Genomic DNA, 25,212 nt, shown 5'->3' with positions numbered 1-25,212 from the left:
GGTCACCGCCCCCGGAGGGGGAGGGTCAGGGAGGGGAAAGTTCCGTGGCAACTGCAGCCCCCCTCCCGGCCTCCCCCCTCCAGGGGGAGGAGCAGAGGCGAAAACGATAAGGGGAGAGCGGCCTCCGCCGCCGGGATGCCGGACGCGGGACGCCGCTCTCCCCGTTTGCTTGACTGTTACAGCTTGGTGGCAACCTTCTCCATCTCGAAGCACTCGAAGATGTCGCCGATTTTGAGGTCGTTGTAGTTCTCCAGCGACATACCGCACTCGTAGCCGGTGGCCACTTCCTTGACGTCGTCCTTGAAGCGGCGCAGGCTGCCGAGCTTCCCTTCGAAGACCACCACGTTGTCGCGCAGCAGGCGGACCTGAGCGTTCCTGATGATCTTGCCGTCGGTGACGTAGGAACCGGCAACCATGCCGGCCTTGGGCACCGAGAAGACTTCCCTGATCTCGGCGCGGCCCAGGTACTTCTCCTTGAAGGTCGGCTCCAGGAGGCCTTCCATGGCCTTCTTGATGTCGTCCACCGCGTCGTAGATGATGTTGTACAGCCTGACGTCGACCCCTTCCTTCTCGGCGAGCGCCGCCGCCTTGACTTCGGGGCGGACGTTGAAGCCCAGGATGATGGCGTTGGAGGCACTGGCCAGGTTGACGTCGGTCTCGGTGATGGCGCCGACGGAGGCGTGCAGCACGTTGAGACGGATGGCGTCGGTGGTGAGTTTCCTGAGGGACTCGGCCACGGCCTCGACGGAACCCTGCACGTCGCCCTTGACGATGGTGTTGAGGTCCTTGACCTCGCCCTTCTGGATCTTCTCGTAGAGCTGCTCCAGGGAGAGCTTGCTGTGCTTGGCCAGTTCGGACTCGCGCAGCTTCATCTGGCGGTGGTTTGCGATCTCCTTGGCCTGCTTCTCGTCGGTCATGGCCACGAAGATGTCACCCGCGTCGGGCACGCCGTTGAAGCCGATGACCTCGACCGGCATGGCCGGGCCGGCGGCGGTGACCTTCTCGCCGCGGTCGTTTTGCATGGCGCGCACGCGGCCGAAGTGGATGCCGGCCACGAAGTAGTCGCCTGCCTTCAACGTACCTTCCTGGACCAGGACGGTCGCGACCGGGCCGCGCCCCTTGTCCAGCTTGGCCTCGACCACGGTACCGCGTGCGGTCTTGTCCGGGTTGGCCTTCAGCTCGAGGACGTCGGCCTGCAGCAGAACCATCTCGAGAAGGGACTCCAGGTTCAGATGCTTCTTAGCGGAAACCTCGACGAAGATGGTCTCGCCGCCCCACTCCTCGGAAACCAGGCCGAATTCCATCAGCTCCTGCTTCACCTTGCTCGGGTTGGCCTCCGGCTTGTCGATCTTGTTGATGGCAACGATGATCGGAACGCCGGCAGCCTTGGAGTGGTTGACCGCCTCGCGGGTCTGCGGCATGACGCCGTCGTCGGCCGCAACCACCAGGATGACGATGTCGGTCACCTTGGCGCCCCTGGCACGCATCGCGGTAAAGGCCTCGTGGCCCGGGGTGTCGAGGAAGGTGATCTTCTGCCCCTTGAGCTCCACGTCGTAGGCGCCGATGTGCTGGGTGATGCCGCCTGCCTCGCCGGCAATGACGTTGGCCTGGCGGATGGCGTCGAGCAGCGACGTCTTACCATGGTCGACGTGACCCATGATGGTGACGACCGGCGGACGCTTGATCAGGGATTCCGGCGCATCGGGCTCGGCTTCGAGGATCTCGTCCACGTCCAGCGCCACGTTCTCGATCTCGTAGCCGAAATCGGTGGCCAGGAGGGTCGCGGTGTCGAAGTCCAGCGGGTGGTTGATGGTCGCCATGACACCCAGCTTCATGAGGGCGCGGATCAGGTCGGTAGCCTTGATACCCATGCGCTTGGCCAGTTCGCCCACGGTGATGGACTCGCTGATCTTGATGATCCTCTTGATGGCCTTGGGCACCGTGATCTCGGTCTTCTTGCCGACCTGGACCTTCTCGACGTACTTGCCCTTCTTCCCCTTGCGCGGACCGGGCTCGAAGACCCGCTCACGCTTGTCGAGCATGTCCTTGAAGCTGTCTTTCTTACCTTTGCCGGCAGCAGCTCCACCTTTCTTGGCGTTCTTGCCGAAGTCGGTGCCGCCTGCCGGAGCGGGCTTGCGCCCTTTCCTGCCGCGGTCGTCCATCATCGGCGGCGGCTCGACCGGGGCCAGCGGTGCCGGACGGTCCGGACGCGGACCGGTGGGGCGCTCGCCGGGACGGCCTGCACCCGGACGGGGTGCCGGACGCTCGGTGCCGGGGCGCTCGACGCCGCGCGGCATGCCCGGACGCGGTGCCGGACGCTCGCCCTGCGCGGGACGCTGGTACTCGCGGCGCTCGGCCGGACGCTGGGTCGGAATCGGGATCTCGACGCGGCCGAGGATCCTGGCGCGGGTCGCGGTCGGCTTGTCCGGCTCGGGCTCAACCTTGGCGGCTGCGGCCTCCGGTGCCTTGGCGGGAGCTGCCTCGACTGCCGGCTGCTCGACCGGCTTGGCTGCCTCCGGCGCGGAGGCCGGCGCTGCGGGAGCGGCTTCTGCCTTGGGGGCCTCGACTGCGGGCTTCTCCGCGGCAACCGGTGCCGCCGGGGCGGGCTTCTCGGCCACCACGGGCTTCTCTTCCTTCACGGGCGCGGCCTGGGGGGCCGGAGCCTCGGGCTTCGCCACCGGCTTGGGTGCGGGAGCGGCCTCGATGATCCTGGCGCGGACCGGTTCCGGACGCTTGGGAGCCTCCTCCACCGGGGCGGGCTTCTCGACCGGCGCGGGCTGCGCGGCCTCGACCTTCTCCGGCTCGGCCGGTGCTGCCGGCGCTGCCTCTGCTGCCTGGGCTTCCGGCTCGACCGCCTTGGCGCGACGACGGATCAGGGTCGGTTTCACCCTCACTTCTTCCTGGGACACTTCTTTGTGGGGGGTCTGCGCAGGGGCGGATACCGCCTTGATATCCGAATCCTCAAGGACAGCCATATGGTTCTTGACCTGAACGCCTGCCTCGGCCAACCTTGCCATAAGCTCCTTATTGTCGATCCCCATCTGCTGCGCCAGCTCATATACGCGGGTTTTGCTCATCTACTCACGCTCCTCCTCAAAGAAGTTCCTGTACTTTTCCATTTCCAATCCAATCGATCCCACGAAGCCGCTTTCCATAACAACCAGGACGCTTCTGAGTTCCTTTCCCAGTAGTTCCCCAAGGCGGTCCTTGGTGAACAGGGAGATGCAGGGGACCTGCTTGAGCTGCGCCAGCCCCCTGAATTTTTCGCCGATGTCCGGCGAGATGTCGGTGGCGACGAACAAAAGGCCGGCGCCCCCTTTTTTCAACTTATCCTGGACCTGGTCCGAGCCCGACACCACCTTGCCGGCCTTGTTGGCCAGGCTGATGTAGGAGGCGATGCGCTCTTCGAGCTTGTGCAGCACCTGCTGCACCAGTCCCTCGGAGTCGGCGCCCAGCACCTCTCCCTTGAAGCCGCGGGAGAACTGCTTTTTCTGGGCAGCCTGCCTGAGACAGGAGGCCTTCATGCATGTGTACGCCCCGCGCCCGGGGAGCTTGTTCAGCAGGTCGGGGACCAGGGTGCGGTCCGGGGCCAGCACGAAGCGAAGCAGATCGCCCTTGTCCTTCGTCTCCCGGCAGGCGAGGCAGCTTCTCTGGGGTGTGGCCTTGGGCATACTAGTCCTCTTCGGTTACCTCTACCGCTGCCGGCTCGGCTGCCTCTACCGGCTCGGCGGGCTCTTCTTCAGACTCGGTGCCGTCGTAGGAGGCAAACTGCTGCAGTTCGGCCTCGGCCATGCGGGTCTCGCTCTTGATGTCGATCTTCCAGCCGGTCAGCTTGGCCGCCAGGCGCACGTTCTGGCCGCGCTTGCCGATGGCCAGCGAGAGCTGGTCGTCCGCCACGATGACTTCCATGGCGTAATCCTCTTCGTCCACGTACACCTTGGTAACCACGGCCGGGGCCAAGGCGTTGCAGGCGAAGCGGGCGATGTCCTCGCTCCAGGGGATGATGTCGATCTTCTCGCCGCGCAGTTCGGATACCACGTTCTGGACGCGGGAGCCGCGCATGCCGACGCAGGCGCCGACCGGGTCGACGTCGCCGTCATGCGAGTAGACGGCGATCTTGGCGCGCCCGCCCGGCTCGCGCACGACGCTCTTGATCTCGACGATGCCTTCCGCGATCTCCGGCACCTCGGCCTCGAACAGCTTGGCCAGCATGGTGGGATGGGTACGGGAAAGCATGATCTGGGGACCTTTGGTGGTCATGCGGATCTCGGTGATGAGAGCCTTGACGCGGTCGCCCTGACGGTAGACCTCGCGCGGGGCCTGCTCCTTGTGCGGCAAGAGAGCCTCGGCGCGGCCCAGGTCGACGATCAGGTCGCCCTTCTCGAAACGGCGCACCACGCCATTGACGATCTCGCCCTGGCGCTCCTGGAACTCGTTGAAGATGGTCTCGCGCTCCGCCTCGCGCACGCGCTGGATGATCACCTGCTTGGCGGTCTGAGCGGCGATCCTGGAGAAGCCGGAGGCGTCCATCTTCATACCGATGGAGTCGCCGATCTCGACCTCCGGGTCCTCTTCGCGCGCCTCGTCCAACTCGATCTCGCGGTAGGAATCCTGAACCTCTTCTACGACCGTAACGAACTCGAACAGCTCAACCTCGCCGATCTCGGGGTTGTAGTGTGCCTCCAGATCGCGGGTATTGCGAAATTTCTTGTTGGCGGCGGTGAGAACTGCCTGCTCCAGCGCCTCTACCACAATCCCTTTATCAATACCCTTCTCTTTAACGATCTGGTCGATCGTGTGCTTGAGGTTAAAGCTCGTTTCCACGTCACGGTCTCCTTCTGCTTGCTGATAAGTGCAAAGTAAATTTTAGAATTCGAATTCGAGGTTGGCCTTGGCCACCTTGTCCAGCGGGATCGAGGCGTGCTGTCCCTCGGTGAGATCGATGCTGATCATCCCGTCCTGAACCCCGAGCAGTTTCCCGGTGAAGGTCTTGCGTTTGTTCCCGGCGTCGTCGGTGAGCGTGTCGAACGTTTTCACCTTGACCAGGTGCCCCTGGAAGCGCTCGTAGTCGGCGAGCTTCTTAAGCGGACGGCAGATACCCGGGGAGGAAACCTCCAGGTTGTAGTGGTCCGGCATGAAGTCTTCAACGTCGAGAATGTCGGAAAGCTGCCTGCTCACGTCGGCACAGTCGTCGAGGGTGATGCCGCCTTCCTTTTCCAGGAAGACCCGCAGCACCATGTCGCGCCCTTCTCGCTTATACTCCAGGTCCACCAGGTCGATCCCGAGAGGCCCGCCGACTTCGGCGACAATCTCTGTGACTCTTTCTACTACATCAACCTTTGCCATCTGCGTTTTCCCATAAAAAAAAGCGAGCCGGAGGAGCTCACTTTTGAGTGAACATTAACATGTGACCCATTATGTAGCATGGAAGGCTTCTTTATGCAAGCGCTTTTTTTGCGAAAGTAAGCTGTTTTTCTAGCTTTCGCGCTTGTTTTTAGACTGATTCTTCTGCGCATTTTTCTTTGTCGCGGCGAGCCGAAATCGCCCTGCTTCTGGCATGACATTGCGAAAATTTAATACTTCCCTGCAATTTCTCCTACACGCACTGCCTTTGCTCCTGCCAGTGGACCTTTCGTCCTCAAAAGACAACAGGGCGGTTCCAAGCAATCTCTTCACTTTTGCAGTATTAACTGCTATATATTGGCGTTGCCGCAACCACACAAAAAACGACACCAGGAAAGAGAACTGACATGAAATACATAAGCACCAGGGGAAACATCGCACCGATCGGGTTCAAGGAAGCAGTGATGATGGGACTTGCCACCGACGGCGGCCTGATCCTGCCGGAGAGCATCCCGCAGATCGCACCTGAAACCCTCGCCGCCTGGGCCAAGCTCCCCTACCGCGAACTCGCCTTCAACATCATCTCCCTGTTCGCCACCGACATCCCGGCGGCCGACCTGAAGGCGCTCATCGACCGCTCTTACGGCAGCTTCGAGCACCAGGAAACCACGCCGCTGGTGAAAAAGGACGGCGTCTACATCTTGGAACTCTTCCACGGCCCCACCCTCGCCTTCAAGGACGTGGCGCTGCAGCTGCTCGGCAACCTGTTCGAGTACCTCCTGAAAGAGCGTGGCGAGAAGATGAACATCCTGGGCGCCACCTCCGGCGACACCGGCAGCGCCGCCATCGCCGGCGTGCGCGGCAAGGAAAACATCAACATCTTCATACTGCACCCGCACCTGAAGACCTCGCCCATCCAGGCGCTGCAGATGACCAGCGTGCTCGACGCCAACGTGCACAACATCGCCGTGGAAGGGACCTTCGACGACTGCCAGAACATCGTCAAGACGCTGTTCAACGACCTGGAGTTCAAGAAGGAATACGCGCTGGGCGCGGTCAACTCGATCAACTGGGCCCGCGTGCTGGCGCAGGTGGTCTACTACTTCTACGCCTGGGGCAGACTCCCCGAGCAGGGCAAGGTGGTCTTCTCCGTGCCGACCGGCAACTTCGGCGACATCTTCGCCGGATACCTGGCCAAACGCATGGGCCTGCCGGTGGAGAAACTGCTCTTGGCCACCAACGAGAACAACATCCTCGCCCGCTTCGTTCAAAGCGGCGACTACTCGCTGGGCCAGGTGGTGCAGACAGTGTCGCCGTCCATGGACATCCAGCTCGCCTCCAATCTGGAGCGCTACCTGTACTACCTCTTCAACGAGAGCGCCGAGCGGGTTAGAAGCGCCTTTGCCGAACTGCAGCAAACCGGGAAGATGGTCTTCAGCGCCGAAGAGGTGCAGCGCGTGCAGAGCGAGTTCTTAAGCTGCACCGTCAACGAAGCGATGACCCTGGAGACCATCGCCTCCTTCAACAAGGAAACCGGCTACGTGCTCGACCCGCACACCGCGGTCGGCGTGCGCGGCGCCCTGGAGTGCGTCAAAGGGCACCCCGCCGTGGTCTGCCTGGCCACCGCCCACCCCGCCAAGTTCGGCGAAGCGGTCGAGCGCGCCATCGGCACCCCCGCACCGCTGCCGCCCCAGTTGGCCGCCCTTCAGGGTAAGGAAACCCGCTGCGAGATCATGGCTGCTGACAAGGAGCTGGTAAAGGCCTTCGTCAAGGCCAAGGCTTAGTCACACCGTCAGACGTCGGACCTGTCAGACTAGTCGGACAGGTCCGACCCAACAAGAGACCCCTTTCAATGCCCCTCCCCTCCTTGAAAGTAGACTGGAACCTCATCGACACCGTCCACCTCGACATGGACGGCACCCTGCTGGACCGGCACTTCGACGACCACTTCTGGCTCGAGCACGTCCCCAAGCGCTACGCCGAGAAAAACGGCATCAGCGAGCACGCCGCGCAGGAGAAACTGCACCGCATGTTCCGCTCCCAGGAGCAGACCCTCAACTGGACCGACCTCGATTACTGGTCGGCGCAGCTCGGCCTCGACATCCCCGTGCTCAAGGAGGAGGTAAACCACCTGATCGCGGTGCACCCCTTCGTGATCGAGTTCCTCCTCTTCCTGCGCCAGCACGGCAAGAAGATCTACCTGGTCACCAACGCCCACAGTAAAACCCTCAACATCAAACTGCGCCTGACCAGGATCGGGAGCTACTTCGACGGGATTATTTCAGCCCACGACCTGGGGCTGCCTAAGGAAGATCCACTTTTCTGGGAGAAGTTGCAGCAGAAGGTACCGTACGATCCGGAACGGACCATGCTGGGAGAGGACAGCGAGACCAACCTGGAGACCGCGCGCCGCTTCGGCATCCGCTACCTGATCCACGTCGGACGCTTCAGCTCGACAACGACGCCGGTCCATTCGGAAAGTTTCCACTCCATTCATTACTTCAGTGAACTGATCCCACGCGACGGCGGCATGTGCGCGGAGCTCGCCGCTACTCGCGGGGTTTGATCCGGCACAGCCCGTACTTCTTGGCGAGGTCATAGAGGGCGGGACGGCTGACGCCGAGCACCTCGGCCGCCTTGCTCATGTTCCCCCCCGACGCCTCAATGGCATCGTGCACCATGTACCGCTCCACCCTGTCCCGGGCTTCCCTGAGCGTCATCTGCCCCGAGGCGACCCCCGCCATGCCGCAGGCGGTCTCGCCGCCCGGTGCGAGCTGCCCCCCTGACAGGGCCAGGTCGTTGCGGCCGGAGAACAGCCGCTGCAATACCACGCATTGAGCACCCATCCACCCGGCGGGGTGGGCCTCGTTGCCGTCCCCGGAAGGGGGCCGGCAAGCCGCATCTTTAGCTACCTGACGCTTTTTCATGACGTCCATCCTCGCCTGCTAGCGGTTGACAGAGGAACCACTTGCGGAAGCGGAGGCATCCGCTCCCATCCCGGAAGAACAGTCGGCGGCTAACCCTTTACATAATTATATTTTTTTAACATTGGCTAGTTCTATCGCACCCCTCCTGCTTGTCAAGGAAACGTGAACCCCAGGCAGGACCAAACCTGCCGACTTATCCCTCCACCCTTCCTTGACACCATGCACCCCATGCATTACTATCGGTTCCATTCATTCGAAATCATTGAATAATCCACGACTGCCAGGAGGAACAATGAGCAGCGATCTCAACTGGGATACCACACCACTTTACCCGTCCCCTTCCGCTCCGGAACTGACCCAAGCCTTCGAAGACGCCACGGCACATGTTGCCGGATTCAGGGAGCGCTACCGCGGCAAGGTCACCACCCTGTCCGCCGAAGAACTGCTCGAGGCACTGCAACGCTACGAGAAAGTCCAGGAAGAGCTGACCGTGCCGCAGCTCTATGCCCACCTGCTTTTCGCCGCCGACAGCGAAAGCGACCTGCACAAACGCCTCTCCCAGAAGGCCCAGGAGTTCGGCAACGCCATGGGACGCGAACTGCTCTTCTTCGATCTCGAGATCATCCAGACGGAGGATGAGCCCTTCCAGCGGCTGCTGCAGGATCCACTGCTCGCGAACTACCAGCACTTCCTGGCGGTGCTGCGCAAGTTCAAGAAGCACACGCTGTCCGAGCGCGAGGAGAGCCTGCTCACCCAGAAAAGCCTCACCGGCGTGCAGGCCTTTTGCCGCCTCTTCGACGAGGTCTCCGCCTCGCTGCGCTACACGCTGGAGATGGACGGCGAGAGCCGGGAGATGACCGGAGAGGAGCTGCTGGCGCTGCTGCACCACCCCGATGCGGAACTGAGGGAGCGCGCCTTCGGCACCTTTCTCAAAAAGCACGAGGAGCACAGCATCCTCTACTCGGCGGTGTTCAACAACGTCGCACTGGATCATTCCCAGGAGATGGAGCTTAGAAACTACAGCCACCCGATGGAGCCCACCAACCTGGGTAACGAGATCCCCAACGAGGTGGTGGAAAGCCTGATGCAGGTTTCCGAAAAGAACTACCCGCTGGCCCAGGAATACTTCCGTCTCAAGGCCAAGCTGCTCGGCATCCCCAAGCTGAAGAACACTGACGTGTACGCGCCGCTCACCGAAAGCGACCGCAAGTACAGCTTCGAAGAGGCGCGCGCCATGACGGTCGAGGCCTACCGGGGCTTCTCCGAGGAGTTCGCCCAACTGGCCGACTCCTTCTTCACCGAGCGGCGGGTGGACGTGCTGCCGCGTCCGGGTAAAAGCGGGGGCGCCTTCTGCATGGGGATGACCCCGTCGCTTCCCCCGTATCTCCTTTTGAACTTCACCGGTAACCTGCGCGACGTGGCCACCATCGCCCACGAGGTCGGTCACGGCATCCACTACCAGCTCGCCCAGCGCCAGACCATGCTGAACTACCACCCGCCGCTGCCGCTGGCGGAGACCGCATCGGTGTTCGGGGAGATGCTGTTGACCCGCCAGCTCCTGGAGCGGGAGACCGATGTCGAGGTGAAGAAGTCGCTCTTGTGCGCCAAGATCGAGGACATCATCGCCACCACCTTCCGTCAGAACGTGCTGACCAGGTTCGAGGAGCGCATGCACCTGGAACGCGTGAACGGGCTTCTGACCGCCAACGAGCTGGCCGACCTGTGGTGGCAGGAGAACGCCAAGCTCTACGGCGACGCCGTGGAAATGATCGAGCCTTACCGGTACGGGTGGAGCTACATCTCCCACTTCATCCACGCCCGTTTCTACTGCTACTCCTACACCTGCGCCGAGCTGGTGGTGCTGTCGCTGTTCCAGCGCTACCTGAAGGAGCGGGAGAGTTTCGTTCCCATCTACCGCAACATCCTCGCCGACGGCGGTTCCAAGTCCCCCGGCGACACCCTCGCCCCCGCCGGCATCGTCTTCAGCGACCCGAGCTTCTGGCAGGGAGGCTACGACCTGCTGGCCGATCTCATCGCTGAACTGAAGGCGCTGCTGTAGCCTCTCCCCCCTCCCCTTGCGGGAGGGGGACAGGGGGTGGGGGAAGATGCCACCTCTGAGGTAATGGCATGGTCACCCCCCCCAGCCCCTCCCGTCAAGGGAGGGGAGCAAAAACAAAAAGGCCCGCCGGATTCCCGGCGGGCCTTTTTAGTGCTGCGTTACTGCCAGCTCTGATTACATCTCGTCGAACTGGAGGTACTTGTACACGTTGGCCTTGTTGGGCTCAACCTTTTCCTTGTACACGGCCAGGTACTCGGCCGGGGTCGGGAGCTTGCCCATGTTGACGGTGACGGCACCGAGCTCTGCGGAGCCAAGGAACACCTTGGCGCCATTGCCGATCCTGTCGTCGAAGTTACGGGTCGAGGTGGAGAACATGTTGACCCCGTCGGGCACGCGTGCCTGGTTACCCATGCACAGCGAGCAGCCGGCGATCTCGACGCGTGCGCCCATGGCGCTGTACACCGAGAAGTATGCCTCGTCCTTGAGTTTCGCCTGGTCCATGCGGGTCGGCGGGCAGATCCAGGTGCGGACGTTCGGGTTGAACTTCTGGCCCCTCCAGATCTCGCCTGCTGCGCGGAAGTGGCCGATGTTGGTCATGCAGGAACCGAGGAAGACGTCCTGGATCGGGGTGCCGGCAACCTCGGAGAGGAGCTTCACATCGTCCGGATCGTTCGGGCAGGCGAGGATCGGCTCGGTGATCTCGGCGAGGTCGATCTCGATGACCGCGGCGTACTCGGCGTTGGCGTCTGCGGAAAGGAGCTTCGGATTCTTCAGCCACGCGTTGGCTGCGTCGATCCTGTTCTGCAGGGTCTGCGCATCCTGGTAGCCGTCAGCGATCATCTGCTTCATGAGGGCCACGTTGGAGCGGAGGTAGGTGGCTACCGACTCCTCGGAGAGCTTGATGCAGCCGGCGGCGGCGCTACGCTCGGCAGCGGCGTCGGTCAGCTCGAAGGCCTGCTCGACGGAGAGTTCCGGCAGACCTTCCATCTCGAGGATGCGGCCGTTGAAGATGTTGACCTTGTTCTTCTTGGGCACGGTAAGGAGGCCCTGCTTGATCGCCCAGTACGGGATCGCGTTGACCGCGTCGCGCAGGGTGATGCCCGGGTTGAACTTGCCCTTGAAGCGGACCAGTACCGACTCAGGCATGTCCAGCGGCATGAAGCCGAGAGCGCCTGCGAAGGCGACCAGGCCGGAACCTGCCGGGAAGGAGATCCCGATCGGGAAACGGGTGTGGGAGTCGCCGCCGGTACCGACGGTGTCCGGAACCAGCAGACGGTTCAGCCAGGAGTGGATGACGCCGTCGCCCGGCTTCAGGGGCACGCCGCCACGCTCGATGATGAACTGCGGCAGGGTCTTGTGCATCTTGACGTCGGCCGGCTTCGGGTAAGCAGCGGTGTGGCAGAAGGACTGCATGAACATCGGCGCCTGGAACTTGAGGCAGGCGAGCTCTTTCAGCTCGTCGGCGGTCATCGGGCCGGTGGTGTCCTGGGAACCGACGGTGGTCATCTTCGGCTCGCACGCGGTGCCCGGCAGGACGCCGGCAACGCCGCAGGCCTGGCCGACCATCTTCTGAGCCAGCGAGTAGCCCTGGCCCGGCTTGGCAACCGGGTTGACCGGCAGGGTGAAGACGTCGGTCGGAGCCATGCCGAGAGCCTTGCGGGCGCGGTCGGTGAGGGCACGGCCGATGATCAGCGGGATACGGCCGCCGGCGCGGAACTCGTCGAACAGGGTGTTGGGCGCCACGGTGAAGGTGGAGAGAACTTCACCACCCTCGGTGGTGATCTCACCCTTCTTGGAGTTGATCACGATGACGTCGCCGGTCTTCATCTTGGTCACGTCGGTCTTGATCGGGAACGCGCCGGAGTCCTGGGCGGTGTTGAAGAAGATCGGGGCGATGACACCGCCGATGATGATGCCGTCGCGACGCTTGTTGGGAACTGCCGGGATGTCCTGGCCGATGTGCCAGAGCACGCTGTTGCAGGCGGACTTACGGGAAGAACCGGTACCCACGACGTCGCCCACGAAGGCAACCTGGAAGCCGTCAGCCCTAAACTTGGCGATGGTGGCGTTGCCATCGGGGAAGCGGGTCTTGCCCATGGCCAGCGCGTGCAGCGGGATGTCCGGACGGCTCCAGGCGTCGCCCGCCGGGGAGAAGTCGTCGGTGTTGATCTCGCCGTCGACCTTGTAGACCTTCACCTTCACGGTCTCCGGCAGGCCCGGCTTGGAGGTGAACCACTCGGCGTTAGCCCAGGACTCGAGCACCTTCTTGGCGCCGGCGTTGGACTTGGAGAGTTCGAGGACATCGTCAAAGGCATCGTAGACGAGGGTGGTGCCGCAGAGGGCCTTGACGGCCTCGTCGGCTACCTCGGCGTCTTTCAGGGCTGCGACCAGCGGGGCCACGTTGTAGCCGCCCAGCATGGTGCCCAGGATCTGCACCGCGTCTTTCTTGGAGACCAGCGGGGACTTCTTGGCGCCGGTAAGGATGGCGGCCAGGAAACCGGCTTTCACTTCGGCCGCCGGGTCAACGCCCGGGGAAACCCTTTCCTTCAGGAGGTGGAGCAGGAACTCCTCCTTGCCTGCCGGGGGTGCTTCCAACAGTTTGCAAAGTTCCGCGGTCTGCTCAGGGTCGAGCGGCTTCGCAGGGATACCGAGTGCCGTTCTTTCTGCCTCTTGCTTCAGGTACGCTTCGATCATGATTCCTCCTAGATAATGTGCAGCTATTTACGGAAGTTATCAAAACTCTTCTGTCAGCTGATGTTACATTTGAACGGATACTGTATACAATTTTTACCCTGCTTTGTCAATTGTTGAAAGCACCAGTAAAATGGCGCAGATCGGCACCGAAGGAGTTGTTACTGTGGCGTTTTAGTTGGAATCAGTGCGACTCGATCACTGTGAGGAAAGGGGAAGCATTAAGGAAATAAAATGTATTGCGGGTGAGTGTAGGCGGTGAACCTGGTGCCGCGCAGGTAGCCGACCAGGGTGATGCCGGCCTGGTCGCAGATGCGGATGGCCATGTCGGTGGGAGAGGTGCGGGAAACGATGACGGCGATACCAAGGAGCGCCGCCTTGGCGGCCATTTCGGCGGAGACCCGTCCCGAGGTGGCCAGAATGGTGCCGGTGAGGGAGATACCCCTCAGCAGGGCCTCGCCCGCCAAGCGGTCGAGGGTGTTGTGCCGGCCGATATCCTCCGCATGCAGGACCAGCGTGCCGTCGATGGCGCCGACGGCGGCGGAATGGACGCCGCCGTGGCTCTTGTAGCTGGTGGAATGCAGCGCCAGTTGCTTCATCAGTTCGAAGATGGCCGTGACCGCAACCTGCTCGCGAGCGACCACAGGCAGTTCTCCGGCCGCTTGCGGTAGCGAGAAGGTGATGCCGGTGCCGCACCCGGAGGTCAGCACCGGCTTCAGTTCGCTGGGGATCTCGCCCTTGATGCGGACGTTGGCGATGCCGTAGTCGTTGCAAACGCTCAACACCTGGAAGTCGTCCACGTGCGAGACGAATCCCTGCAGACGCAGGAAACCCGCCACCAGGAAGCGCAGGTCGTGGGGCGAGGCGATCAGCGTGACGATCTCACGGTCGTTGACGCGCAGCACCAGGGGAAATTCCCGCACCACGTCGACCTCGCCGCGCAGCACTTTTCCGTCGTTGTAGGTAGTAACGTTCGTCATAGGCACCTAGAGTCCCCTCCCCCGGAGGGGGAGGAGTAACGTCTGTCAGTATTTTTCATTTATCACATGCCGCCGATGCAGAGGTATTTGATCTCGAGGAACTCCTCGATGCCGTACTTGGAACCTTCCCGGCCGATGCCGGACTCTTTCATGCCGCCAAAGGGAGCAACCGCAGTGGAAATGAGGCCGGTGTTGATACCGACGATGCCGTACTCCACCGCCTCGGCCACCCTCCAAACCCGCGCCATGTCCCGGCTGTAGAAATAGGCGGCGAGACCAAACTCGGTGGCGTTGGCCAACTGGATGGCTTCTTCCTCGGTCCGGAAGCGAAAAAGCGGCGCCACCGGGCCAAAAGTCTCTTCCCTGGCGAGCAGCATGTCCGGGGTAACCCCCGCCAGCACCGTTGGCTCAAAAAAGGAGCCTCCCAGGGCATGCCGTTTGCCGCCGACGAGGATACGTCCCCCCTTGGCGACGGCGTCAGCGATATGCTCCTCGACCTTCTCCACCGCCGCCATGTCGATCAGTGGTCCCTGCTGGGTCTCCCCCTTCAGCCCGTCGCCAACCTTGAGCACGGACACGGCCTGAGTCAGCTTCTCTGCGAAACGTTCGTAGATGCCTTCCTGCACCAGGAACCGATTGGAGCAGACACAGGTCTGCCCGGTGTTGCGGTACTTGGAGATGACCGCCCCCTCCACGGCAGCATCGAGGTCGGCGTCGTCGAAGACGATGAAGGGGGCGTTGCCGCCCAGTTCCAGCGAGACCTTCTTGACCGTCCTCGCGCACTGCGCCATCAGTTTCTTGCCGACGTCGGTCGAGCCGGTGAAGGTGAGCTTGCGGACCAGCGGATTGCTCGTCATCTCCTCGCCGATGCCGGCAGCGGAGCCGGTAATCACCGAAAACACGCCGGCAGGCACTCCCGCGCGTCGGGCCAATTCCGCCAAGGCCAGCGCCGAATACGGGGTCGCGGTGGCAGGCTTCACCACCATGGTGCAGCCTGCGGCCAGCGCAGGTCCGGCCTTACGGGTGATCATGGCTGAGGGGAAATTCCAGGGAGTGATGGCGACGCAGACCCCCACCGGCTCCTTGAGAACCACGATACGTTTGTCGCTTTGATGGGACGGGATGACATCGCCGTAGATCCTCTTCCCCTCCTCAGCGAACCACTCCAGGAAGGAGGCGGCGTAGACAGTCTCGCCCCGGGCCTCGGCCAGCGGTTTCCCCTGCTCCGCCGTCATCAGCACGGCCAGGTCGTCCTGGTGCTGAAGCAGCAGGTCGGACCAGCGCCTGATGATGGCCGAGCGCTCCTGGGCAGTTCTCGCGCGCCATGACGGCAGGGCGGCATGGGCGGCCTCGATGGCGCGCCGGGTTTCGGCGCCTCCCATCTTAGGGACCGTGCCCAGTTTTTCCCCGGTGGCCGGGTTGATGACGTCGATGGCCTCGCCGCTATCAGCACCGGTCCAGGCGCCGTTGATGAAGCAAAGCTGGTGGAACAAGCTTTTGTCCTTGAGAATGCGCATCGGCTCCTCCCGTTCAAAAGTGCTCTCATCCGCGGCACATCGGGTATACCCGATCACCGCCGTTGCCGCAACAGAAACGTCATCGCCCCCCTGCCGCCTACATGACAATGCCCCCCTCGACAGTTCGTCGAAGAGGGCATCGCCGCTCAGCGGGCTACCATGCAGGTCCGGCACCTAAGGCGCCTGCAGACCGGTACGCACCAGGTAGTTGGCGGCATAGATGTAATCATCGACGTAATCGCGACGTCCGTCCTTGTTGAAGTCGAAACGGGGACGCGTCGCGGTGCCCCGCTCCTTGAGGAAGCGTTCGAAGTCGGACTCCTTCACCGGTCGCGTTTTTCCCGGCACCAGCGCAACCCTGGGCGCCACCGTCAGCGGGAACTCCTGCTTGAGCCCGCTATAAAGCATGGTGACGTCCGCCTTGACCACATCCCGCTTCGGCCTGGCCTGTATTTCCCAACCGGCCTCGGTGCGGCGGTGCGAGACGTAGGTGCAGCCGCTGAAGGTGAAACTGGGTGTGGCCTCTCCGGTCACCATGGTGATGATCAGCGTCACCGTCGACTTGCCGTCGGCAATGGCCACCGGGGGAAGTTGACGGTAGGCAGCGGGAGCATCCTGATGAAACAGGGCGATCAGGTTGGCCGGGGTCCGCTCCCCCTGGAAAGACTTGAAACGGTCCAAAACGCTGCTGATGGCCGCCGGCTGGGTTACTTGCGGTGGGGGCGCAGGTGCCTCAGGGGGAGTCGAGGGCTGCTGCTCCGGAGGGGGCGGGTTATCCTCTCGGTCCAGCGGCGGTTCCTCGCCTTCCATCTGTGCCTGCTTGGTCCGCAGCCGCTTCTTGACCAGCGGCGCGCCCTGCGCCGGCAACTGTGCTTGGGTCGGCACCACGATCTCTCTAGCCGTCTCGTCCTGGCCGGTTGCGGTTTCCTGCCCTGGCATGGTCAGCGTCCCTCCGACCATCAAGGGACGGATCGGCATCGAGGTTGTGCCTGCCGGGACCGCGTCGTTCTTCCCCTCCGGACCGGTCTGCGCCGTCGCATTGCCGCCGTCCTCCGCGGCCACCACGGCCGATGGATTGATGATGACCGGTTGCGCCATGGCAACCTTCTTGCCCGTGGCATCGATGAGCGTACCCGAGACCACGGTGACTGCGCCGGGGGAAGTGCCGGTCCGGTCGAAGGTGACGCTGGCTATGATGCCGCTGCCTTTGAGGCCGCTGGTCCCGACGATGGCCAACCGGATCGGGTTGCCGGGGTTGGCGGCGTTCATCATCCCCTGCACCATTTTCCCGATGGAGACGCGCGGGTTGGCGAGCGTGGCGGAGTCGTAGCCGATGCTGAGGTCGAGGCCTGCGACACCGTCCATCTGGTCGCCGCGCAGGACGAAGACGCCGTCGGATGCCGGTGAGGATATGGTGAGGGTCGGCAAGGCGAAGACAGGGGTAGCCGGGACAATCAGCAGGAGGAAAAGAAGCAGCCGATACCAGGGACAGCGACTCTGCCTGATCATGGTGACCTCGGGGCTGGTGGGATAACTTCCGCAAACGGACCGGTTTACTTTACTGACCCGCTCGGGGGCTGTCAAGCAGGCCGGGCACATACGCCTGCATCCCCCTCTCCCTCCGGGAGAGGGTCAGGGTGAGGGTGGTGCCTAGGCAAAGTTGAGGCTTCCGGCAGGGCCCTCACCCGCCCTACGGGCACCCTCTCCCGGAGGGAGAGGGACTGGGAATAGAAAAAGGGTGGCCGCGCGGCCACCCCTCTTCTCATTACTGCTCGTTGTGTCAGACCTAAGGGGGACAGGCACCTGGCGGAGCCAGTCCCCTTCCCTTAGGAGGGGAGCTTGCCCATGCTCTTCAGGATGTCCCACCCCTTGAGGAGGTCGAGGGCACGCAGCACCTGGGAGTCGTTCTTGAACATCTCGTCGGTCTTGTAGGGCGCAGGTTTTACCTTCTTCTCGTCCTGATCGTCCTTCTTGTCCCCTTCGAAATGGTTCTCCAGGTCCTTCTCGCGGATGTGCATCCCTTCCTTCTTCTCGCTGGTGGGGGCGATCTCCACGCGCTCGGCCACGATGTCCGGGGTGATCCCCTTGGCCTGGATGGAGCGGCCGCTCGGGGTGAAGTAGCGGGCGGTGGTGAGCCTCAGGCCCGAATTGTCCGAGAGCGGGATGATGGTCTGCACGCTACCCTTGCCGAAACTCTGGGTGCCCATGATGACCGCGCGCTTGTGGTCCTGCAGGCAGCCGGCCACGATCTCCGAGGCGGAGGCCGAACCGCTGTTGATCAGCACCACGATGGGGTACTCGCCCTGCTTGTGGCTCTTCCTCGAGGTGAAGCGCATCTGGGAATCCTTCTCGCGCCCCTCGGTGTACACGATCAGCTTCCCTTCCGGGACGAAGTGCTCGCAGACGCGCACCGCCTGATCCAGCAGCCCGCCGGGATCGTTCCTGAGGTCCAGCACCAGGCCCCTCAACTGCTTCTTGTCCGCCTGCAGCCCCTGCAGCGCCTTCTCCAGGTCGTCGTCGGTCTTCTCCTGGAACTGCGCGATGCGGATGTAGCCGTAGCCGTCGTCGAGAACCTTGTACTTCACGCTCTTGACCTGGATGATGTCGCGCTCCAGGACGAATTCCTTGGTCTTCTCGAACCCTTCACGCATGATGGTCAGGGTGACCTTGGTCCCCTTCACGCCGCGCATCCTTTTCACCGCGTCGGTTATGGTGAGGTCCTTGGTGAACTTGTCGTCGATCTTGAGGATCTGGTCGCCCGCCTTGATCCCTGCCCTGAAGGCCGGGGTGTCCTCGATCGGGGAGATGACGGTCAGGATCCCTTCCTTCACGGTGATCTCGATGCCCAGGCCGCCGAAGGCGCCCTTGGTGTCGATCTTCATCTCCTTGTAGGTCTCGGGGGGCATGAAGGAGCTGTGCGGGTCGAGAGAGGTGAGCATGCCGTTGATGGCGCCGTACACCAGCTTCTTGGTGTCCACTTCCTCCACGTAGCTCTTCTTGACGATGGCCAGCACGTCGGTGAACAGCTCGATGGACTGGTAGTCGTTGCCGCCGCCCTGGGCGGCGCATCTGCGTTGCACGCCGAACGCGATGACGAGCGTCAGCAGTGTAACGGTAGTGACAAACAGGGTTGTCTTCTTGAATTTGCTGCCCTTGAACATTGTGCCTCCCTGGAAATTTGTTGCGATACCCTGCTTATCTGAACCAGGGGGACGGATCAACCGGTTTCCCCTGGTACCTGATCTCGAAATAGAGCATAGGCCCCTTGGTTGAGTCAAGGTCACCCACGCTGGCAAGGACATCGTTTTTCGACACCTTGGAACCGACTCTCTTGGCTATGGACGAGGCGTGGGCATAGAGACTGAAGAACCCGTCGCCGTGATCGACGATGATCATATTACCATAGCCTTTGAAATAGTCGGCAAAAATCACTTCGCCGTCATAGATTGCATGGATGGCGCTGCCGGCGGGGGCTGCCACGGAGATCCCATTACTGACAGTAAAGGAATCGAACTCGGGGTGTTTATGCCTTCCGAAACGGTCTACGATGTTGCCGCGCACCGGCAGCGAGAGCCGCCCTTTCTGGGCGCCCAGCCCCTGGTTGGGGACCGGGGTGGCCTTGGCGGTCACGCCGGGACGGGCCGGCTCGGCTGTCTTGCCGGGACGAGCCTTTGAACTATACGCTTTTCTACTTTTGGCTTCAAGCCTTTGAATCATGCTTTGCAGGCGGCTCGCGTTGGCCTGCAGTTCCTTGAGCGAAGCGAGGTAGCCCTGCTTGTCCTGGCGCACCTTGACCAGGTAGGTGGCCTTGCGGCTCTTCTCCTGCTCGATCTCGCGCTTTTTCGCCTCGATGGAGCGGCGCAGCCCTTCCTTCTTGGCCGCCTCCTGCTCCAGGCGCTCCTTGAGCTTGTTCAGCCGCTCCAGGTTTTCGCTGTACTGCTGGAACAGCTTCTTGTCGTTCTCCAGGATGCTGCGCATGTAGCGCAGGTTCTCGCTCATCTGCGGGAACGACTCGGAGGAGAAGAAAACGCGGAGGTTGCCGGTATCGCCCCCCTTGTAGAGGGCCGCCATTCGGCGGTTGATCTGCGCCTTCTTGCGCTCGGCCTCCAGGCGCTCATGCTCGATGTCGTCGTGGGTCCTGTCGATCCCCTTTTCCACACCGGCCAGGTCGCGCCCCAGGGCGGTGAGGCTGGACTGCTTCTCGGCGAGCGACTTCTGGATCTGCACCAGCTCCCCCGAGACCTTGGTCTCCACCTTCTGGGTCTTGGTGATAAGCCGGTTCTTCTCCTTGATCTGCTTCTTGATGTTCTGCAGTTCCTCGTTGGCACCGGCGCGGCAGAGCGCGGGAGCCAGGAGGGCGAAAACGAGCAGGATTGTGGCGGAAAGCTTTCGCATGCTAGACGTTTATGAACCTCTTGAGCGAGGTCGCGCTGCCGATGAAGCCGAGCAGCACCCCTCCCAGGACCACCCCGGCCAGGTGCGTGGCGGGAAGGAAGGAGAGCCCGGCCGACGCCGGGTTGATGCCGAGGAAGTCGCCGGCGTTTTTCAGGAAGGCAAAGTAGCAGCCCAAAAGTGCCAAAAGGGAGATCACCGCTCCCGCGGCTCCCTGCACGATCCCCTCGATCAGGAAGGGGGCCTTGATGAAGAACCGGGTCGCCCCGACCAGCCCGAGCAGATCCAGTTCCTCTTTCCTGGCGTAGATGGTCAGCTTGATGGTGTTGGAGACGATGAAGAGCACCGTGATGGTCAGGAAGCTCCCCAGGAGCGCCCCCATGAGCCGGAACAGGTTCATGAAGGAGTTGAAGCGTTTCACCCACTCCTCGCCGTACTGGACCTCGCTGATCCCCTGGATCTGCTTGAGCTTCTTGACGTAGGCGGCCACCGAGTCGGTGTCGCGGTGGTCGCGGTCCAGCCTGATCTCCAGCGAAGCGGGGAGCACGTCGGGGGTGATCCCCTCCAGCAGCGACTCCTGCCCTTTCAGGCGGCTTCTCAGTCGCTTCTCCGCCTCCGCCTGGCTCACGAAGATGACCTTGGAGGTCCCGGCGATGGCCTGCACCCTCCCCTTCATGGCAGAGACCGCGAGCGGGGCCGGTTCCTGGTCAAAATAGGCGGTCACCTGCACCTTGTCGCTCCACCCTTCCGCCATCCCCTCCAGGTTCACGTACACCAGGAGAAACAGCGAGGCGATCAAAAGCGCCAGCGCGATGGTGCCCACGGTGACGGCGCTGACGAAGACGTTCTGGCGCAGGTTGGCAAGAGCGCGGCTGGTGAAATAGGAGAACCTGCCGAAGAAACCTTCCTGCTCGAGCTTGGGGCGCACCGCCCCCTTGTTAGCCTTGGACATCGGGCACCTCCTCAAGGGGACAGGCACCTGCGGAGCCAGCCCCCCCTCCGACCATGAAATCGGGGGTCTGCACGATGCTCCCCTTGTCGAGCCTGATCACCCTGCGGTGGGAGTTCTCGATGACGCGGCGGTCGTGGGTGGCCACCACCACGGTGGTGCCGCGGTTGTTGGCCTCCTTGAAGATGGAGAGGATGGCCTCCTTGTTCTCGTCGTCGAGGTTGCCGGTCGGCTCGTCGGCCACCAGGATCTTCGGGTCGTTCACCAGGGCGCGCGCCAGCGCCACGCGCTGCTGCTCGCCGCCGGAAAGCCTGAGCGGCGTTGCGTTGATCTTGTCCTCGATCCCCATCCGTTTCAGGATGTGGTACACCTTCTTGCCGATGTCACGCTTGCCCCATCCCAGAACCTCCAGGGTGATGGCGACGTTCTCCAGCACGGTCCGGTTGGGAAGCAGCTTGTAGTCCTGGAACACGACGCCGATGGAGCGGCGCAAAAGCGGGACCTGCGAGCGGGAGAGCCGGGTCAGGTTGACCCCGTCGATCAGCACCTGGCCGCGGGTGGGGGTGAGGTCGGCGTAGATCAGTTTCAAGAGCGTCGACTTGCCCGCACCGGACTGACCCGTCAAAAATACAAAATCCCCTTTGGGGATCTTGAGGTTGATATCGGCCAGCGCGCTCGATTCCGGCTGGTACGACATGAAAACGTTATGCATTTGGATCATCGGTCTGTAAGCCTCTTGACTACCATTCGTTGTACGGCTTGCCGTCGCTGCCGACCAGTGTGGAACCGCTGTGCACGTCGTAGACCCCGCCGGAGCCCCCCTCGGTAGGGGTATCGGTCGCGGGAGGCGCGGTGACTACCCAGGTGTCCTTGGACCTGGTAAAGGGATCCTTGGGTATCTCCCTGAGGTACTTGTTCTTGTTGTCCACCAGCTCCTGCAGCGTCTCGGGATACTTCCCCTGGTCGGCATAGTACTGGTCGATAGTGGAGCGCATGGTGTACAGATCTTCCCGCAGCACCGCCTCGCGCGCCCTGATGATGCCCCACTGGTAGTTGGGCGCGCTGATGGCCGCCAGGATGCCGATGATGGTGACCACTATCATCAGCTCTACCAGCGTAAAGCCCCGCTGACTTTTCAGTATCCTCTTCAACATGAGGTTCACCAGTCCTTGTATTTCGTACCGTCGATGGCGACGCCGTTGCTCAGGGAATAGACGTCGAAGACGTCCTCGCCCCCCCAGGTGGTGCTGTCATGCTCGTCGGCATGAGAGCGCATCCCCCATTTGGGGTCCCCCTCCTGGGCCTTGTGGAAAGGATCGCTGGGGATGCGGCGCAGGAACTTCTTCTTCTCCTTGACCAAACCGCCAAAATCGTCCCCTTCCACCAGCACGTCGAGGGTCTTGGGGTAGCCGGTGGCGTTCAGCACCTGTACCGTTTTCTGGTCCGACTGCGACTTGTCGTAATTCTTCTTGTACTCGTCTATGGCGGTCCTGATCTCGCGCAGGCTCCTTCTCAGCTCGAGTTCCTTGGTCCGCTTGGAGGCCATCTGGGCCGAAGGGACGATCAGCGAGGCGAGCATGGTGAGGATGACCATGGTCACCACCATCTCGATCAGGCTGAGCCCCCTTTTATCTTTAAGGATCTTCCACATTGCGGCATGAGCCCGAGGGCTACTTTACCTCCAGTACCGACTTGAACGGGGTGACGGCGATCTGCGCTCCCCCCTTCTGGGTGAAGCTGGTGTTGGAGAAGGTAAGCGCAGTGCTCCCCGGGCCGATCGCCTTGAAAGTGACCTGGGCCAGCACGCCGTTGCCGGTGCCCCCCTCGGTCTTGCTCCCGGACATCCAGACCTCCCCCTTCTTCTTGTCGGCAAAGGACTGGAAGGTCGAGGGCTTGCCGTTCTCCTTGAGCATGGCGCCTTCGGTCTGCGCCACCACTTCGAGGATCTTCGGGTCGTAGCTCAGCACGAGCACGGCCTTTTCCAGGTCTTTCATGCCGGAGGCGTTGATCTGCACCGCAAACTGGTCGTTCAGCTTCACCGACGAGGGGAGGCTGAGCGCGAGCAGGGCCTTCTCCATCGGGACCGGCGAGACCGGTTTGGCCGGGGCCGGAGCCTTGGGCGCAGCGGCGGCGGCAGCGGCGGCGGCAGCGGCGGCGTTGGCGGCGGCCCCCAGTTCGGCGGGAGTCGCGGCTTGAGCCGGGATGGCGGCGGCTTCCGTCCCCTGTTCAGCGGGGACTTCGACGGCGGCTTCCCCCTCGGGGGCCGGCAACGCAGCACCCGCTGCGGCAGGAACCTCTCCGGCAGGCGCGGTCGACGCACCCGGAGCAGTGGCAGGTGCAGCCGGGGCAGCGCCCGGAACGGCAGCCGGTACACCGGCAGGTGCGCCCGGGACCGGAGCGGCAGCCGGGGCCGGGGCCGGGGCCGGGGCCGGCTTCTTAGGCGCCGCCTTGGCGGGGGCTGCCTTGGCCGAAGCGGCCGTATCGGCGAACTCCGGCTCGACGAAGGACTGGTACGGCTTGTTGGTCGAGGGCTCGTCCTCGCGGCCGGACCAGAAGGCCGCCACGTCGTTCTCGGGCACCGTCACGCCGCGCACGATCCTGGGGGTGATGGCGAGCAGCAGCTCACTCTTGTCGTTGGCGTCTCCGGTATTGGAGAAGAGCGAGCCCAGAATCGGGATGTCCCCAAGCAGGAAGACCTTGTTTTTGCTGTTGGTTTTGCTCTTCTGGATCAGGCCGCCGATGATGCTGGTCTCGCCGTCCTTCAGGGACAGGACCGTGTCCAGGTTCCTGGTCCCGATGGTGACCACGGTGGTCGCCTGGTCGGTGCCGATGGTGTCTCTCTGCAGGATCGAGCTCACCTCGAGGCCGAGCTTGATGGACACCTCGTTGTTCAACTGGATGGTCGGCTCGGCGTTCACCTTGACCCCGACATCGACGTATTGGACGTTGACGCTGGTGCCGGTGGAGGTGGAAGAGGTCGTGGTGATCGGCACGCGGGTACCGACGTTGAACTTCGCCTTCTCGCGGTTTTTGACCCTGATCTTAGGGTTGGAGAGCGTCTCGCCGTTGGAGAGGGTCTTGCCGAAGTTGAAGGTGGCGTTGGGCACGGTGAGCCAGCCGTTGTAACCTCTCACCCTGAACGCGTTCAGCAGATTGCTGATGCTGGTGGCCGCGGTCGTGGTCGTGTTGGAAGAGGAAGTGGACGTCGTTGCGGTAGAGCTCAGGGTATCAGCCAGGAAAGGCGAACCGGTGCTCGGCGCATTGGGCCCGGTGATCCCCAGCGAGGTGGCGTAACGGGAGAGCAGCATCCCGAAGGTCTCGGAATCCTTCTTGGAGAGCTCGAACACCTCGACCTCGAGGAGCACCTCCGCGTCGGGAACGTCGTTGGCCTCGAGGATCTTGCGCGCCACCTCAACCACTTCGGGGGTGTCGCGGATGACCAGGGCGTTGGCCTCCTCGTTCACATAGATCTTCTTCACCTGGAGCATGGTGCGCACCAGGTTGACCGCCTTCTTGGCGTCCAGTTTGTTCAGGTAGAAGGTCTGGACGAAGAGTTCCTCGTACTGCTTGATCTTGTCCGGGGTCTTGGGATAGATGATGATGGTGCTCTCGTTGAGCACCTTCTTTTCCAGTTTCTGCATGCCGGTCAGCAGTTCCATGGCCTGCTGAAAACTGCCGTTCTCCAGGTGCAGCGACACGTTGACGTCCTTCACCCCCTCGTCGAAGACGAAGTTGATCCCGGAGAGCTGGGTGAGGATGTTGAAGATGTCCTTGAGCTTGGCGTCCTTGAACTTCAGGGTGATCGGCTTGGTCGACTTCAGGTTGAGCTCGAAGCCGTCCAGCTTCTGTTTTTTGCCGGCCAGGATACGGTCCAGCCCCGCCTTGGCCTCCTTGTTGTCAGGCTCGAACTGCAGCACGTGCTGATACGAGGTCATCGCCTCGCGCAGCTTGTGATCGCGCTCGAAATCCGCCCCCTCCTGGAGGTAGGTCAGGGCGTTTCTCAGCTTGAGCGCCTGGTCCCCGCGTGCCTTCGCCTCGACGTAGGTCGGGTCCATGGCGTAGGCGCTCTGGAACTCCCGCAGGGCCTCCTCGTAATTCTTCTTGGCGAAGAAGGCCTCGCCCTTTTTGAAGTGGATCTTGGCGGCTGCCTCGGTGACGTTGATGAGCTTCACCCGGTATTCGCCGACGTCGGGGTGCTTGGAGGCGACTTCGGCATACTTGACCAACGCGGCGTCCAGGTTCCCCTCGCGCTCGAGCTGCTCTGCCTTGCTGAAAGCAGTACGCCCCGCCGCACAGCCGGAAAGGGCCACGGTCAGCAGCATCAGGGTTGAGATCGATCTTAGTCTATGCATGA

General features: G+C 62.6%; 19 protein-coding genes. 3 read left to right on the top strand and 16 right to left on the bottom strand.

Annotated elements, in window-relative coordinates:
* Nucleotides 1-176: 176 nt before the first annotated feature.
* Genes infB through rimP form a run of 4 tightly spaced genes read right to left on the bottom strand, consistent with a single transcriptional unit; the run spans nucleotide 177 to nucleotide 5,346 of the window.
* Nucleotides 177-3,077: a translation initiation factor IF-2 gene (gene infB, locus JFN91_RS03795; RefSeq protein WP_199387883.1), complete on the bottom strand. Its 2,901-nt coding sequence runs from the start codon at nucleotides 3,075-3,077 to the stop codon at nucleotides 177-179.
* Nucleotides 3,078-3,671 (bottom strand): DUF448 domain-containing protein, encoded by a 594-nt coding sequence (locus tag JFN91_RS03790; protein ID WP_199387882.1) that lies wholly within the window; start codon nucleotides 3,669-3,671, stop codon nucleotides 3,078-3,080.
* A 1-nt stretch (nucleotide 3,672) separates the two neighbouring features.
* The gene (gene nusA / locus JFN91_RS03785; protein WP_199387881.1) at nucleotides 3,673-4,824 is read right to left on the bottom strand and encodes a transcription termination factor NusA; all 1,152 of its coding nucleotides are present in this window, start codon (nucleotides 4,822-4,824) and stop codon (nucleotides 3,673-3,675) included.
* Between the two features lie 42 nt (nucleotides 4,825-4,866).
* Entirely contained in the window at nucleotides 4,867-5,346 is a 480-nt protein-coding gene (gene rimP / locus JFN91_RS03780; protein WP_199387880.1) for a ribosome maturation factor RimP, read from the bottom strand.
* A gap of 404 nt (nucleotides 5,347-5,750) precedes the next feature.
* On the opposite strand from rimP, the gene thrC reads away from it, so the two are divergent.
* A complete protein-coding gene (gene thrC / locus JFN91_RS03775; RefSeq protein ID WP_199387879.1) occupies nucleotides 5,751-7,127 on the top strand; it encodes a threonine synthase in 1,377 nt (458 codons plus the stop codon).
* A gap of 68 nt (nucleotides 7,128-7,195) precedes the next feature.
* Nucleotides 7,196-7,909, top strand: a complete 714-nt coding sequence (gene yrfG, locus JFN91_RS03770; protein ID WP_199387878.1) for a GMP/IMP nucleotidase — start codon at nucleotides 7,196-7,198, stop codon at nucleotides 7,907-7,909.
* Here the strand turns inward: yrfG and JFN91_RS03765 are convergent.
* A complete protein-coding gene (locus JFN91_RS03765; RefSeq protein WP_236014941.1) occupies nucleotides 7,893-8,270 on the bottom strand; it encodes a helix-turn-helix domain-containing protein in 378 nt (125 codons plus the stop codon). The two genes, yrfG and JFN91_RS03765, sit on opposite strands and share 17 nt — an antisense overlap.
* A gap of 292 nt (nucleotides 8,271-8,562) precedes the next feature.
* Here JFN91_RS03765 and JFN91_RS03760 point away from each other — a divergent pair, with 292 nt between their 5' ends.
* The gene (locus JFN91_RS03760) at nucleotides 8,563-10,329 is read left to right on the top strand and encodes a M3 family oligoendopeptidase (RefSeq protein ID WP_199387876.1); all 1,767 of its coding nucleotides are present in this window, start codon (nucleotides 8,563-8,565) and stop codon (nucleotides 10,327-10,329) included.
* 174 nt (nucleotides 10,330-10,503) lie between these two features.
* Here JFN91_RS03760 and acnB read toward each other — a convergent pair whose 3' ends face one another.
* From acnB to JFN91_RS03705, 11 genes are all read right to left on the bottom strand, one after another.
* Complete coding sequence (gene acnB, locus JFN91_RS03755; RefSeq protein WP_199387875.1) at nucleotides 10,504-13,023, bottom strand: bifunctional aconitate hydratase 2/2-methylisocitrate dehydratase; 2,520 nt, start codon at nucleotides 13,021-13,023, stop codon at nucleotides 10,504-10,506.
* A gap of 218 nt (nucleotides 13,024-13,241) precedes the next feature.
* Nucleotides 13,242-14,000 (bottom strand): formate dehydrogenase accessory sulfurtransferase FdhD, encoded by a 759-nt coding sequence (gene fdhD, locus JFN91_RS03750; protein ID WP_199388354.1) that lies wholly within the window; start codon nucleotides 13,998-14,000, stop codon nucleotides 13,242-13,244.
* 62 nt (nucleotides 14,001-14,062) lie between these two features.
* The gene (gene gabD, locus JFN91_RS03745; protein ID WP_199387874.1) at nucleotides 14,063-15,517 is read right to left on the bottom strand and encodes an NADP-dependent succinate-semialdehyde dehydrogenase; all 1,455 of its coding nucleotides are present in this window, start codon (nucleotides 15,515-15,517) and stop codon (nucleotides 14,063-14,065) included.
* A gap of 174 nt (nucleotides 15,518-15,691) precedes the next feature.
* Nucleotides 15,692-17,026 carry a cohesin domain-containing protein gene (locus JFN91_RS03740; RefSeq protein WP_199387873.1) on the bottom strand — a complete coding sequence of 445 codons (1,335 nt, stop codon included), beginning with the start codon at nucleotides 17,024-17,026 and terminating at the stop codon, nucleotides 15,692-15,694.
* A gap of 317 nt (nucleotides 17,027-17,343) precedes the next feature.
* Nucleotides 17,344-18,678: a S41 family peptidase gene (locus JFN91_RS03735; protein ID WP_199387872.1), complete on the bottom strand. Its 1,335-nt coding sequence runs from the start codon at nucleotides 18,676-18,678 to the stop codon at nucleotides 17,344-17,346.
* 34 nt (nucleotides 18,679-18,712) lie between these two features.
* Entirely contained in the window at nucleotides 18,713-19,912 is a 1,200-nt protein-coding gene (locus JFN91_RS03730; RefSeq protein WP_199387871.1) for a murein hydrolase activator EnvC family protein, read from the bottom strand.
* Nucleotide 19,913: 1 nt separating this feature from the next.
* Nucleotides 19,914-20,861: a permease-like cell division protein FtsX gene (ftsX, locus tag JFN91_RS03725; protein WP_199387870.1), complete on the bottom strand. Its 948-nt coding sequence runs from the start codon at nucleotides 20,859-20,861 to the stop codon at nucleotides 19,914-19,916.
* On the bottom strand, nucleotides 20,848-21,579 hold the full coding sequence (ftsE, locus tag JFN91_RS03720) for a cell division ATP-binding protein FtsE (RefSeq protein ID WP_236014940.1): 732 nt from the start codon (nucleotides 21,577-21,579) through the stop codon (nucleotides 20,848-20,850). Before ftsE ends, ftsX begins: the two co-directional genes overlap by 14 nt.
* A gap of 19 nt (nucleotides 21,580-21,598) precedes the next feature.
* Complete coding sequence (locus JFN91_RS03715) at nucleotides 21,599-22,012, bottom strand: type IV pilin protein (protein ID WP_199387869.1); 414 nt, start codon at nucleotides 22,010-22,012, stop codon at nucleotides 21,599-21,601.
* A 5-nt stretch (nucleotides 22,013-22,017) separates the two neighbouring features.
* Nucleotides 22,018-22,509, bottom strand: a complete 492-nt coding sequence (locus JFN91_RS03710) for a type II secretion system protein (protein ID WP_199387868.1) — start codon at nucleotides 22,507-22,509, stop codon at nucleotides 22,018-22,020.
* 19 nt (nucleotides 22,510-22,528) lie between these two features.
* Nucleotides 22,529-25,210 (bottom strand): secretin N-terminal domain-containing protein, encoded by a 2,682-nt coding sequence (locus JFN91_RS03705; protein WP_199387867.1) that lies wholly within the window; start codon nucleotides 25,208-25,210, stop codon nucleotides 22,529-22,531.
* Between the last annotated feature and the right edge of the window lie 2 nt (nucleotides 25,211-25,212).

The sequence above is a fragment of the Geomonas anaerohicana genome, from assembly GCF_016458305.1.
Lineage (GTDB): Bacteria > Desulfobacterota > Desulfuromonadia > Geobacterales > Geobacteraceae > Geomonas > Geomonas anaerohicana.
Note: the sequence above shows the minus strand (reverse complement) of the source record. Positions and strands in the feature narration are given on the sequence as shown.

Excerpts from the sequence above, each read along its gene's own strand:
- gabD (WP_199387874.1), bottom strand. The coding sequence starts at position 15,517 with ATGCGCATTCTCAAGGACAAAAGCTTGTTCCACCAGCTTTGCTTCATC.
- ftsX (WP_199387870.1), bottom strand. The coding sequence starts at position 20,861 with ATGTCCAAGGCTAACAAGGGGGCGGTGCGCCCCAAGCTCGAGCAGGAA.
- fdhD (WP_199388354.1), bottom strand. The coding sequence starts at position 14,000 with ATGACGAACGTTACTACCTACAACGACGGAAAAGTGCTGCGCGGCGAG.
- JFN91_RS03740 (WP_199387873.1), bottom strand. The coding sequence starts at position 17,026 with ATGATCAGGCAGAGTCGCTGTCCCTGGTATCGGCTGCTTCTTTTCCTC.
- JFN91_RS03730 (WP_199387871.1), bottom strand. The coding sequence starts at position 19,912 with ATGCGAAAGCTTTCCGCCACAATCCTGCTCGTTTTCGCCCTCCTGGCT.
- JFN91_RS03735 (WP_199387872.1), bottom strand. The coding sequence starts at position 18,678 with ATGTTCAAGGGCAGCAAATTCAAGAAGACAACCCTGTTTGTCACTACC.
- acnB (WP_199387875.1), bottom strand. The coding sequence starts at position 13,023 with ATGATCGAAGCGTACCTGAAGCAAGAGGCAGAAAGAACGGCACTCGGT.
- thrC (WP_199387879.1), top strand. The coding sequence starts at position 5,751 with ATGAAATACATAAGCACCAGGGGAAACATCGCACCGATCGGGTTCAAG.
- JFN91_RS03760 (WP_199387876.1), top strand. The coding sequence starts at position 8,563 with ATGAGCAGCGATCTCAACTGGGATACCACACCACTTTACCCGTCCCCT.
- JFN91_RS03715 (WP_199387869.1), bottom strand. The coding sequence starts at position 22,012 with ATGTTGAAGAGGATACTGAAAAGTCAGCGGGGCTTTACGCTGGTAGAG.
- yrfG (WP_199387878.1), top strand. The coding sequence starts at position 7,196 with ATGCCCCTCCCCTCCTTGAAAGTAGACTGGAACCTCATCGACACCGTC.
- ftsE (WP_236014940.1), bottom strand. The coding sequence starts at position 21,579 with ATGATCCAAATGCATAACGTTTTCATGTCGTACCAGCCGGAATCGAGC.
- JFN91_RS03710 (WP_199387868.1), bottom strand. The coding sequence starts at position 22,509 with ATGTGGAAGATCCTTAAAGATAAAAGGGGGCTCAGCCTGATCGAGATG.
- rimP (WP_199387880.1), bottom strand. The coding sequence starts at position 5,346 with ATGGCAAAGGTTGATGTAGTAGAAAGAGTCACAGAGATTGTCGCCGAA.
- JFN91_RS03765 (WP_236014941.1), bottom strand. The coding sequence starts at position 8,270 with ATGAAAAAGCGTCAGGTAGCTAAAGATGCGGCTTGCCGGCCCCCTTCC.
- JFN91_RS03705 (WP_199387867.1), bottom strand. The coding sequence starts at position 25,210 with ATGCATAGACTAAGATCGATCTCAACCCTGATGCTGCTGACCGTGGCC.
- JFN91_RS03790 (WP_199387882.1), bottom strand. The coding sequence starts at position 3,671 with ATGCCCAAGGCCACACCCCAGAGAAGCTGCCTCGCCTGCCGGGAGACG.
- infB (WP_199387883.1), bottom strand. The coding sequence starts at position 3,077 with ATGAGCAAAACCCGCGTATATGAGCTGGCGCAGCAGATGGGGATCGAC.